At 45.5% G+C, this 12,197-nt stretch carries 11 protein-coding genes; 2 read left to right on the plus strand and 9 right to left on the minus strand.

The window, feature by feature from the left end; genetic code table 11:
• Positions 1-4: 4 nt before the first annotated feature.
• The 6 genes from rfbC to LKD46_RS08475 all read right to left on the minus strand — a co-directional run bounded on the left by rfbC (position 5) and on the right by LKD46_RS08475 (position 6,336).
• Positions 5-562 (minus strand): dTDP-4-dehydrorhamnose 3,5-epimerase, encoded by a 558-nt coding sequence (rfbC, locus tag LKD46_RS08450; RefSeq protein WP_015527414.1) that lies wholly within the window; start codon positions 560-562, stop codon positions 5-7.
• A 27-nt stretch (positions 563-589) separates the two neighbouring features.
• Entirely contained in the window at positions 590-1,906 is a 1,317-nt protein-coding gene (locus LKD46_RS08455; RefSeq protein WP_227574021.1) for a D-alanyl-D-alanine carboxypeptidase family protein, read from the minus strand.
• Positions 1,907-1,924: 18 nt separating this feature from the next.
• The gene (gene rffA, locus LKD46_RS08460; protein WP_227574022.1) at positions 1,925-3,055 is read right to left on the minus strand and encodes a dTDP-4-amino-4,6-dideoxygalactose transaminase; all 1,131 of its coding nucleotides are present in this window, start codon (positions 3,053-3,055) and stop codon (positions 1,925-1,927) included.
• A gap of 88 nt (positions 3,056-3,143) precedes the next feature.
• Positions 3,144-4,436, minus strand: a complete 1,293-nt coding sequence (locus LKD46_RS08465) for an ATP-grasp domain-containing protein (protein WP_173753938.1) — start codon at positions 4,434-4,436, stop codon at positions 3,144-3,146.
• On the minus strand, positions 4,433-5,404 hold the full coding sequence (locus LKD46_RS08470; protein WP_182434011.1) for a hypothetical protein: 972 nt from the start codon (positions 5,402-5,404) through the stop codon (positions 4,433-4,435). The genes LKD46_RS08465 and LKD46_RS08470 overlap by 4 nt, the downstream gene beginning before the upstream one ends.
• Positions 5,404-6,336: a glycosyltransferase family 2 protein gene (locus LKD46_RS08475; protein ID WP_118515010.1), complete on the minus strand. Its 933-nt coding sequence runs from the start codon at positions 6,334-6,336 to the stop codon at positions 5,404-5,406. Before LKD46_RS08475 ends, LKD46_RS08470 begins: the two co-directional genes overlap by 1 nt.
• A gap of 168 nt (positions 6,337-6,504) precedes the next feature.
• Between LKD46_RS08475 and LKD46_RS08480 the strand changes: the two genes are divergently transcribed.
• Both LKD46_RS08480 and LKD46_RS08485 read left to right on the plus strand, forming a co-directional pair.
• Positions 6,505-6,855 (plus strand): EamA family transporter, encoded by a 351-nt coding sequence (locus LKD46_RS08480; RefSeq protein ID WP_015527420.1) that lies wholly within the window; start codon positions 6,505-6,507, stop codon positions 6,853-6,855.
• Positions 6,848-7,186 carry an EamA family transporter gene (locus tag LKD46_RS08485; RefSeq protein WP_015527421.1) on the plus strand — a complete coding sequence of 113 codons (339 nt, stop codon included), beginning with the start codon at positions 6,848-6,850 and terminating at the stop codon, positions 7,184-7,186. The genes LKD46_RS08480 and LKD46_RS08485 overlap by 8 nt, the downstream gene beginning before the upstream one ends.
• A 43-nt stretch (positions 7,187-7,229) precedes the next feature.
• On the opposite strand, the gene LKD46_RS08490 is transcribed toward LKD46_RS08485, so the two are convergent.
• The 3 genes from LKD46_RS08490 to LKD46_RS08500 all read right to left on the minus strand — a co-directional run bounded on the left by LKD46_RS08490 (position 7,230) and on the right by LKD46_RS08500 (position 12,168).
• Positions 7,230-8,777 (minus strand): GH25 family lysozyme, encoded by a 1,548-nt coding sequence (locus LKD46_RS08490; protein WP_118368903.1) that lies wholly within the window; start codon positions 8,775-8,777, stop codon positions 7,230-7,232.
• Positions 8,778-8,948: 171 nt separating this feature from the next.
• The gene (locus LKD46_RS16665) at positions 8,949-11,852 is read right to left on the minus strand and encodes a L,D-transpeptidase family protein (protein WP_110102814.1); all 2,904 of its coding nucleotides are present in this window, start codon (positions 11,850-11,852) and stop codon (positions 8,949-8,951) included.
• A 52-nt stretch (positions 11,853-11,904) separates the two neighbouring features.
• Positions 11,905-12,168: an HPr family phosphocarrier protein gene (locus LKD46_RS08500; protein ID WP_015527424.1), complete on the minus strand. Its 264-nt coding sequence runs from the start codon at positions 12,166-12,168 to the stop codon at positions 11,905-11,907.
• Between the last annotated feature and the right edge of the window lie 29 nt (positions 12,169-12,197).

Below are 12,197 nucleotides of genomic sequence, written 5' to 3' on the forward strand. Positions count from 1 at the left end.
TTCCTTATCGATTCTTATATTCCTCGAAGCTTCCCCACTTCTGGTCCTTGTCGGAGAAAATAAGCTCCATGCCTTCCGGGATCGGCCACTCAACGTTAATGTCCTTGTCATTCCAGATCAGTCCGCCCTCATCGTTTGGATGATAGAAATCAGAACACTTGTAGGTGAACTCTGCATTCTCGGAAAGTACCAGGAAGCCATGAGCAAATCCCTTCGGGATAAAGAACTGTTTCTTGTTTTCTGCGGAAAGGACTACGCCATACCATTTTCCAAAAGTCTTGGACCCTTCACGAAGGTCAACCGCAACATCAAACACTTCTCCGTTTACCACACGTACCAGTTTATCCTGGGGATAGCTGATCTGGAAATGAAGTCCGCGGAGAACACCGTAACGGGAGCTGGACTGATTATCCTGAACGAATTCCACATCAATGCCTGCTTCCTTGAAATCGTTATAATTGTACGTTTCCATGAAATATCCTCTGGAATCACCAAATACAGTTGGCTCGATCACTTTCAATCCTTCAATATCTCCGCACTGTGTTACTTTTATTTTTCCCATTTTTTTGTTCTCCTTTTCTGTTTTGATTTATTTGTGATGTTTCTTTTCTTTTATTCTAAGAGCCGCAAGAAGGGAGATCAGGATCAGGATCATCACTGCCATGAGCATAAGAAGGATCTTACGCAGGGCAGGAATGCTCTTTTTTTCGCTGGTGTCCTCTCCGGCTGTACTCTTCTCTGTTGTTTTGCTGTTATCTTCCTTTGCTGCTTCTGTGGAAGCTTCCGTTCCGGAAATGTCCGCTTCCTGACTGTCTTCTGCTGCAGCGGTCGGTTCCGGTACAGGTGTATCGGTTGCCTGTGCAACACTTGCAGTACCGATCAGATAATCTCCGAAATAGTAACCGGTTTCTGTTTTCCCGTTGGTATTCTCTGACTTCTCGGTAAGGGAGTTCAGCTCCACCCCTTTTGGAAGGAATACATAGCCGCCATTTACTTCTGTTTTTGTGAAATTCTCAAATGCGTAATTGAACATAGCCGTACTGTCCATACAGGAATTGGAAAGCTCTGTTCCACGCATGGTCACTGCAATATATGTGGTATTATCTCTGGTCACTCCTGTGACAAGTGTATGCCCTGCCGCAACGGTAGTTCCGGTTTTTCCACCAATGCAGCCTTCGTAGTAAAATCCGCTTTCCGGCGCAAACATAGGATGATGGGTATGCAGGATCCTCTGCTGGCTGTTCATATTTGTAGGCTGGATGATATAATCCGGTGTGCCCACAACCGTACGGAATGTTTCATTTTTCAGTCCTTCTCTGAAGATCAGCGCCATATCCCGTGCTGAAGAATAATGATTATCATCCGGAAGTCCGCTGGAATTTGCAAAATGTGTATTGGTACATCCAATCTCACTGGCGCGCTGGTTCATCATATCGATAAATGCCTGCTCTGTCCCGCCGATATGCTCTGCGATCTGTGCCGCAACGTCATTGGCAGACTGGATGATCAGAGCATAAAGACAATCCTCCATAGTCAGGACTTCGCCCACCTTTGTGCCGATATTACTGGAATCTGCCGTAACATTACGCACCCCGGTCTCTGTAAAGGTAACCTTCTCATCCATGGTGGAGTTCTCCACTGCCACCAGCAAGGTCATGATCTTGGTAATGCTGGCCGGATATCTCTGTTCATCTCCGCCCTTGTTATAAAGAACAACTCCTGTGGCTGCATCCATCAGGATACCGGTATCTGAGGTAATATCCGGTCCTGCCGGCCATCCCTGGATCTGGTTGGTGCTGATATCATATTTCGCATTCAGGTCCACGGCAGCCATGGTCTGCAACGGCAGCATCAGCGCCACACTGACTGATGCGAAAACTGCCAGTAATTTTTTTATTTTTTTCATAGCTCTCCCCTTCTTCTGTTAAAACCCGTCAAAGGAAGCAATAGCATCCACAACTCTCTTCGCATCCTCCATATCCAGATTATAGAACATAGGCAGTCGCATAAGACGCTCGCTTTCTTTTGTAGTATAAACATCTTCTCCAGAAAATCTTCCGAATTTTTTTCCTGCCGGTGCGGAATGAAGGGGTACATAATGGAACACACTGCAGATATTCTTTTCGCGGAGATATTTCAGAAGCCTTGTGCGTACCTGGATATCATGTACCTTAATGTAGTACATATGTGCATTATGTGTGCATTCTTCCGGTACATAAGGCTGCTGGATCTTTCCTTCTTCCGCCAGAAACCTGAGGTTCTCATTGTAAAAATCGTAGATCTGCATCCGCTTATCGCTGATCTTCTTATGCTGCTCCAGCTGGGCATAAAGATATGCCGCATTCAATTCGCTCGGAAGATAGGATGATCCATAATCCATCCAGCGGTATTTATCTACCTGACCACGGAAAAACTTACTGCGGTCCGTTCCTTTTTCTCTCAGGATTTCTGCCTTCTCCAAGTACTGCTCCCCGTTGAACAGGATCGCACCGCCCTCTCCCATGGTATAGTTCTTAGTCTCATGGAAGCTGTAGCAGCCAAAATCTCCGATGGTACCAAGGGCTTTTCCCTTATAGTAGGCATCCACACCCTGGGCCGCGTCTTCCACTACCTTCAGATCATGCCTTCTGGCAATCTCCATGATCGTGTCCATCTCGCAGGCTACTCCTGCATAATGGACCGGAACGATCGCACGGGTCTTATCTGTGATCGCCTGTTCGATCAGCCTCTCGTCAATATTCATGGTATCCGGTCTGATATCCACAAATACGATCCTTGCACCGCGAAGCACAAATGCATCTGCCGTTGATACAAAAGTATAAGACGGCATGATCACCTCATCGCCAGGCTGGATATCTGCCAGAAAAGCAGCCATCTCCAGTGCATGGGTACAGGAGGTTGTCAGCATCACATGGCCCACATGAAAGCGCTCTTCCATCCATGCAGAACATTTCTTCGTGTAGATCCCGTCGCCGCAGAGCATTCCCCGTTCTACTGCGTCACGGATGTACTCAAATTCCTTACCTGTAAACGCAGGTCTGTTAAAATCAATCATGTATTTCCTCTTTATTTCTCATTCTTCATGGTTTTTCTACATTAACTGTACATTCCATTTTCTCACACTCATGTTGTAAATTCAATGCCTATTTTTCTGCCGGTGCATAATCCGGGATCTGATTATGGTATGCCACCTCCTGGCCGTTGGGGTCCAGAATATGCATTTTCTCATAAAATTCCTCTGTGAGAAGATCCATTTCCTTACGATTCTCTGTTTTTACATAATATAATGCCAGATACGGATTAGGACCATGCTCAATGACCTTCTCTCCTTCCTGATAAAAGATCCAGGGCTTTTCCACCTGTTCTTTCTCTCCCAACCGAACTGCCGCAGACTGATCTCCGATGGTAAGAAGCCTTCCCTGAAAATAAATGACAGCTCCACAACACTGTGGTTTATGAACATCGTGTTCTGCAAGCATTTTTTCCAGTTTATCCGGATCATAGAGAGATGCAAGAAGAAGCTCTTCCATATTAAATCCATAGACCATATCGGTCAGTTCATGCTCATATCCGAAAAATCGTGCGGCGATCTCGCAGACCTGGATACCTTCTCCCGGCTTCCAGAAAAACTGCATGGAAAGGGCTCCGTCTTTCTGGCCGGTTCTGTCCGCATATGCCTGAAGAAGTTCTGTGGCAGGCTTTTCAACTTTTGATAATAATCTGGAAGGATACACATTTCTTGTGCTGATGGGGATCTCACCTTTGGCAACAAATGTCTTTTCACGGTCTGCAATACTGATCACATGGACTTTTCCATGCCGCACCCAGGTCATCATATTGAATTCATAACCATCATTATATTCTTCCACCAAAATCTCCGGCATATCAGAAAATCCTGCTGTTTTTTCTGCCCCGTTTATCAGCTCCTCCAGATCTTCGGATATATAGATCCCGCGGGAGCCGTATTTATCCAGTGGCTTGCTGACCACCGGATAGCGAAGTCCCTCAAGCAGCTCTTTCAGCTGAGTTTTTTTGGACCTGTCTTTAAAATATGCGATCGGGATTTTTCGAAAGCCCGGAGTGGGAAGTCCCAGTTCGGTAAGCAGTGCTCTGGTCTCTGATTTATCACGATACCAGGGAAGCTGCTCCGGTTTCAGATAACAGGGGATTCCTGCCCGGTCCGCGATCTTTACCATACATTCCAGAAGAAGGTCGGAAAAGGATGTGATGATCCCATCAATCTCTTTTTCCCGGCAGAGACAGGCGATCTGTTCCGTATCTGTTACCGGGATCTGAAATGCCTCATCTGCAAATTCTCTTGCCGGACCATCCGGATATCCATCGCAGACAATGGTGTAGTATCCTTTTTCGCGGGCCTTCTGCACCAGCTGCACAAATTCTCCCAGTGTTCCCAGTATCAGCAATCTGTGTTTCATGATTCCGTTTCCTCCCATTCTCTTATGGAATCCGCGATATACTGCATTTCTTCTGCCCCGTATCTCTGATCACAGGGAAGCGGCAGCACATTGGCTGCCCAGTCATATTCCATGGTATCCCTGTCAAATTCTTCCAGGATATTGCGCCAGTTTGTTGGCACAAAAATCTTCCGGCCTGCCAGCCAGTGTCGAAGCTCCAATCCGTTCTTATGATAATACGGATAGGCAAACGGTCCCTCCGGCACCTTCCCTGTAAAAGCATTCCTTGAAGGAAGAAGCTTCGCCAGCAGACGGTAGTTCTTTTCTCTTCTTGTTTTGATACCAGAATAATCCATAGTCCTGAGGAGGTTTCCGGTCAGACGGGACATTCGGCGGATCTCCATCTCATGATAATTTGCTGCATTATCCAGCATTTTCTGATAGAAGGTTCCGGCATCATATTCATAACGTCCCAGAATATGCTCCATTCTTCCCATGGAATGGTCCAGAGGCTTCTTTTCCGGTTCCAGCTCCGCATCGGTAGACAGATATGCTCCGTCACTGACTCCGAGAAATTTTCTGCAGGAATACAGAGTGTCCACGCCAGGCAGCGGTTTCTGAAAAAACGCATGCGTATGATCCACAATGATATTTCCATAGATTTTTTTATATTTCCGAATCTTATCATCGGTAAGCTGGCCATAATAGTTTACCAGGTACAGATATTCTCCTTCCGAAAGTGTTCTCTCCTCAAGGACCGGATGCAGACCTTCATCCATATGATAAAATTCGATTTCTGCCCCGGATCTCTCACAGGCACCGGTTACGGAATCACAGAGAAAAAATGGCAGGTAGATCTTTCTGCACTTACGTGCTTCCATCAGCCACAGAAGCGCTGTTCTTCCGAGATTCACGCCGCAGAGATCAGGATAGTATTCCTGTCCCGCCGGTTCTTCCAGTTCCAGATAGCCGCCGATCTCTTTTTTCATCAGTCTGTCTCCTCCTGACGAATCACATAGTGCGGCATCTTTTTGGCCTCATTGAGAATATTCATGAGATAAATACCGATGATCCCGATTGAAAGCAATGTCAGTCCGAAAAATGCCAGCATCACAAGCATCAGGGATGTCCAGCCTTCCACTGAGATCCCACACAGAAAATATCTCACCAGATAATAGATCCCCAGTAAAAAGCTTACCAGAAAACTGGCAATGCCGATGTTTCGCACCATAAGCAGCGGAAATGCCGTATGGGCAGTAATATCATAGATGAGATCCTTCACAAGGCGGCGAAAAGAATATCCGCTCTTTCCATATGCACGCGCTGCATGCTGCACCGGAACATTGATGATACGGTTGGAGCTTAAAACCAGAAGATTTCCGATCTGCGGAAGATATGTATTGGTTTTCAGCATGGCTTCCACCAGAAACCGACGTATCAGTCGATAACTGGTGATCTGAAGGTTCGGATCCTTGCCGAGCATTTTGGAAGTTGCCCATACAGACAGCTTTGTGCCCAGCTTCCGGATCAGATTATGCTTACGTCCTTCATAACTTGCGATGATCACATCCACATCGTCACGTTCCTTCATTACATTGATCATTTTGGGGAGCTCCTCGGGCTGATGCTGAAGGTCATCATCCATAGTTACTATGAACTCTCCCTTTGTGTGGGCAAATCCGCACAGAAGCGCAGGATGCTGTCCGAAATTCCTTGCCATCTGGATGATCTTGACACGGGAATCTTTTTCCCGGAGTTCTTGCATAACCGCAAAAGACCGGTCTTTGGACCCGTCATCTACAAGGATCAGTTCAAATTCTTCTTTTATCGTTTCCCGGAATACTTTTTCCAGACGAGTGTACAGTTCCTGCAGCGTATGTTCTGAATTGTATACAGGAACAACCACTGAATATAAACACATATCGTTTTTCCTCTCTTTTGTATCAATTGACACTTATCGTTTAATCTTATCATTTTCATTTCCTGTTGTAAACCGTTACATTGTTCAAACATTTTCTTGCATAAACCTGCCAGATGATATATATTGATTATCAGTCTATGATAATCACATTTATGATATGGAGGAAACATGACAAAAATCAAAGATTATATTCAGCTTCATCTGAATATCCTGCTGTTTTCTCTTACCAGCGTTTTTTCCAAGCTTGCATCGGTTTATTATAATAAAGAAGGACTTCATAGTCCTCTTCTCTATGTATTTCTTTTTCTTATGATCGCAAACTGTGGGATCTACGCCATTGCATGGCAGCAGGTGATCAAAAAATTTTCTCTTTCCACGGCCTACGCCAACAAAAGTGTCTATCTTCTGTGGTCCCAGGTATGGGCTGTGATCATTTTTCACGAAAATCTTTCGCTTCAGAACATCATCGGCATCCTGATCGTTCTGATCGGAGTCTGGATGGTGCAGAGATATGAATAGAACATTTATGCTGATCATGCTGGCCGGAACCTTTTTTTCGGCAATTTCCCAGGTACTTCTGAAGCAGAGTGCCAATATGGAATACAAAAATCCCCTCCGGGAATATCTGAACTGGCGGGTGATCCTGGCCTATGGTATCTTTTTTGGAGTGTTGCTCCTGAATACCTGGTGCTACACCAAAGTGGATATGAAATTCGGACCGGTGATCGATACTGCCGCCTATGTTTTTGTCCTGCTGTTTTCCTGGCGGATCCTGAAAGAAAAGATTTCCCGCGGAAAGATTATTGGAAATCTGATCATCATTCTAGGAATCCTTGTTTATACCTTATGATCATAAAAATGCCGGCAGCGTACGTAAAGCTGCCGGCATTTTTTTATTTTTTCTTATTTGCTGCGGATACAGTTGTGTATACACCATCTTCATCGAATGTATAGCTCTTTCCGTTTTTCTCAATAGTACAGTTTTTGTACATGATTCCTGTTTCCGGATCAAAATAATATCTCTTTCCGTCCAGTTTGAGCCAGCCTCTCTGCATCTTTCCATTGGAGCCAAAATAATAGGTATGGCTTTCATTGTTTCCGCTCCATGTATAGAATACCTTTTTGACCATAACGCCGTCACCGCCAAAATAATATACATCATTCCTGCTGTTCATGTACCGCACGTGTTTCATCATGTATCCGTATTTGGCCTGAAAATAATAATAGTCCTTTCCAACCTTTTTCATGCCCTTTAACGCATGTCCGTTTTTGTCAAAATAATATTTTTTCTCCTTATAGGTGATCCAGGTATTTTTCACAAGGACTCCATTTTTATCTACATACCTGGAAATATTCTTGGAATCTCTGATCAGCTTTGAACGGCACATTCCTGCGGTCTTATGGATATAATATTTCTTATTTTTCACCTGAACCCAGCCGTATTTTTTGACACCATTGACATAATAAAATTTCTTTCCGTTCTCTGTTGCCCAGCCGGTTTTTCCTTTATAGTTGCTGGTATCCGGTCTGGTGGATGCTTTGTATCCGGTCTGTACATGCCATCTGGGTGTGATGATCTTGGTATAATCAACATAACCGAAGTCAATATCTACAGTAGAATAAGACGGAATTCCCGCAACCAGACCCTTGGTGGTATTCAGATATCCGCCACCGTCACCATCGGTGGACTGCCAGATGGTATATTTGTACTTTTTCTTGTCAGGAGCCGGAATCGTATCACCATACCGCGCAAGCCATACATCATAACCTGTCATCTTGCTCCAGTCAAGCTTGTTGTCATACCAGTCTGTATTGCAGTAGATCATTGGATGATATCCGGCTTTTTTTACCTCATTGCAGAAGGTCTTTGCCAGATCCGCGATCTGTGATGCGGAAAGATTGCGCATCTGATCATATTCAATGTCATAAACCACCGGATAGGATACTTTATATCCATCCATTTTACGGATAGCAAGCTGCGCTTCCTTCAGTGCCTGCTGTGTGTTCAGTGCAAGGCTGTACACATAGGTTCCTGTCGGAACACCTGCCTTCTCTGCCTGTTTCATGTTGTAATCATATGTCTTATCCAGATGGTTCAGACCATAGGAGATCCTGACAAAGGCAAAATCTACATTAGATTTTTTGACCTGGCTCCAGTTGATGGTATCCTGCCACTCAGAAACATCGATTCCACGTGTGACAGCACCTTCCAGCTTCTGGCCGCTTCCGTTATAGCAGACACCGTTGATCTTCTTCCAGGCCTTTGAGCTTGCCCTGGAATCCTGTGTTGCCTTCCCGCTGGGGACCTTTTCTTCCTCAGCAACTGCCTCGCTTCGGTCTACGCCTCCGCCGCCCATGGCCATCGCTGTAGTTCCCATTGTTCCTATTCCCAGCAGTGCTGCCATACAGCCTGCCACCAACCATTTCTTCCAGTTTTTCATTTTAGTTTCCTTCCATAAATTATGTTGTTTATTTGTGCATAACTTTTATTATACATATGAAAAAATGGAAAGTAAAGCCATATATGGAAAAAGACCGATGTCAGCTTCATACAGCTGAACATCGGTCTTCAGTTATTCTATATATTTCTTTCTGGTACTGTTCGGTAAAGATCACGGAACTTCCGGGTCTGTAGGATCAAAGTTTCCGGCTCCACGGAAGGTTGCCAGCGGTCTGCGGCCTAACGGTCCCTTGAAGGATTCATTGTTAACGTAATTTCCGCTGCTGTAAATGTGGATCGTAGAACCGTTACAGTTCTCAAATACCCACTTCGCATCAGCCACACAGGTACGGATACATCCGTGAGATGCAGGCTGACCAAGCTTCAGGTACTCGCCTGCCGGAAGATTATAAACACTCCTGGTCGATCCGGCTACGGAATGGATAAAGATTCCTCCCTGTCCGCATCCGTCAACATGTGTTCCATACTGTCCCCAGGACGGTCCCATCAGTGGCTGCCATCTCAGACTGCGGGTCAGTCTGTATGTACCATCCCATGTAGGTGTTCCGGAGAGACCTACAGAAACACGGATTGTCTTAACCGGAATGGTCTTGCTGCTATTTGTGTATACAGTCATAACACCGTTGGTCTTATCAACCTCCAGGTAATATGGTCCTCCGTAAATACTGGAAACATCATTACGGCGGTAACCATCCTTATCAAAGTAATACAGTTTTCCATCGATCCATCTGCTTGTATTGGTCAGATACTTGGAACCGCTGTCCGGATCGATATATTTGACCTGATCATAGTAATCGCTGACGATCACCCAGCCGGTGGAAAAACGTCCCTGGCTGTCCAGATAACCATTTACGGAACCACGCTTCATGGATTTATTTGTCACAACGGTATAGTTCTGCAGATAGTACCAGTATTTACCTACCTTCTGCCAGCCTGACTTTTTCAGAACACCGTTGCCGCCTGCATAATACCACTTATTCTGGTAACGGATCAATGTACTCTTGTACATCCAGCCTCTGTGCGCATTGGCATCTGATGTTGCAAAGAAATAGTATTTTTTGCCGATCTTTGTTTTTCCTGTTGCAAGCTGTCCTGTGCTATTAAAGTAATAGCTCTTTTTGGAGGACTTGTTTGTTATCATCTGGCTCTTATAGTGGTTTCCGTTTTTGTCAAAGTAAAACCATCCGAAGAACTGGCCTTTTGCGTCGGTCACCTTCTGCCAGCCATATTTTTCAACAACTTTTCCTGCTGTGCTTCCGAAATAATAAATCTTGTTGGATGCACCCGGGCAGCCATGCCAGCAGTTCTTCCAGGAAACTCTCTGGCCATTGCCTCCGAAATAATATCTGCTGCCTTTATACTTCACAAGTTTTTTTGTAATGATGCGGCCCTTGCTGTCTGAAACATAATATGCGTTATTCTGCGCCTTCGCCATTGTATTCGTCATAACATAGCCGCTGGCATTCAGCATATATCGATATTTCTTGGACATTACAGGTGATACATAAACTCCATGTTTCATGATCTGTCCACGTGTGGCAGCCTTCGGACTACAATAGATAAAACGTTTCTGATTTTTGCTGTTTAAAACATATGTCCATCCGCCATAAAAAAGCTTTCCTGGAATCTCTCCTGCCTTTGATGCCGGCTGGAAGTAATACTGATATGTTGTGGAACCGGTTGTCAGCTTCAGGATTCCTGTTCGCGGTTTTCCGTTACGCATCAGTGTATAATAAGCATTTCCGATCTTCTTGATCTTGCCTACAAGGTTCTGAGCCTCTATGGATTTGTAATCACCCTGGGAATTATAATAGCGGAAAACAGTTCCTGTCCATAACCAGTAATTTCTCTTCTGCTGGCCAAGATTGGATGTCCACGGTGTGATTGCTTTTCCGGTGGAATCCGAATACAGGGAAGCTTTGGAGTTTTCGAGGAAATACCATTCTGTCTTCTGTGTTCCGGTATAACCTGCTGCACCTGGCTCACGGGTCATACGGCCGGTTACCAGATATCCGTCTTCATTAAAAAGATAATATCCCACATGTCCGTTGGTATTGATCTTAAGAAGACCATCCTGCGCAGTAAAATAATTATCTTCGATGGAACCTGTCTCTGATACCTGAGAAGCGTTCCCTTCATCCTGGGCAAGAGTCTCTGCGTTATCTACGCTCTCTGATGTTTCGACTGCCGTCTCTGTTTCTACGGGTGCTGTCTCTGCGGATGTCTCCTCTGCAGACACTACATCTGCGGATGCTGTCTCTGCAGAAGCTTCTGCTGCGGATACTTCCTCTGTAGAAACTTCTTCTGCTGCAGTCTCCTGCTCTCCTTCTGCTGACTCATTCTGGAGTACCTGAGCCTGCTCACTCTCTGCTGCACCATCCGGAAGCTCTTCAGTCTGCTGTACCTCCTGTGCTGCTGCAGCTGTTTCATCAACTGTTGTTTTCTGCTCTTCTTCGCTACTTTCTGCAGGATCCTCAGAAGCTTTTCCCTCCGGGGCTGCAGATGCAGCAACCTTCTTTTTGCGGAGTCTGTAAAAACCGTTTGCAGAAACCCAGTCACTTGTCTTGGCAACGACTACACCGTTTACCAGTGATGCTCCGGTAGCAGAAGTTTCCTCTGCCTTGTTGTTCTCTACTTTGTTCTGTACTGCGGTATCTGCTGACGGTGCATCCAGTTCCTGTGCATCACCTGCACTGAAATCATCGCCCGGATCTGTACTGTCTTCTGTTGTCGCATCCGGTGCTTCTGTAGTTTCCGGTGTCTCTGTAATCTCCGGTGTTTCTATAACATCCGGTGTCTCTGCGGGGTTCTCCGGTGTAACAGGTGTTTCTTCTGAACTGTCTGTACTGTCAGTACTACCTGTTTGATCCGCTTCTGTCTCCGGCTGCTGTACAGTCGTTTCCGCTTCATCACTGAATACATCCTCAGCCGGATCGCCGGCTGTCTCTGCTGCCATCTGCACGTCTGTACTTTCCAAAGCCGCAGCGCCGGCTTCCAAAGTTCCGCCCATGCATAATGTCAGACTGAGAAAAATTGCCACAACTCTTCTCTTCACAATAATCCCTCCTGATCATGCTGCTGTAAATAATTATTGTATCTGTTACGTATCATTCGCCCAGTCCGCCTTCGATAAGAGCCACAAGCGCATCTATCGCAGCCTGTTCATCCTCACCCTCGCAGACCAGTGTGATCTCATCCCCGCTTTTAACACAGGCACCCAGAACACTCAGAACACTTTTGGCATTCGCTGTACCTCCGGCATACTGAAATGTTATGGACGATTTGTATTTTATTGCCTCGCCGCACAAAAGCCCTGCGGGACGAAGATGAAGCCCTGACGGGTTCCTGACCGTTACCTTATAACTTAACATTGCTGCTGTCTCCCTTTATATTACTTATC

This window comes from Blautia fusiformis, assembly GCF_020686995.1.
GTDB classification, from domain to species: Bacteria; Bacillota; Clostridia; order Lachnospirales; family Lachnospiraceae; genus Blautia_A; species Blautia_A fusiformis.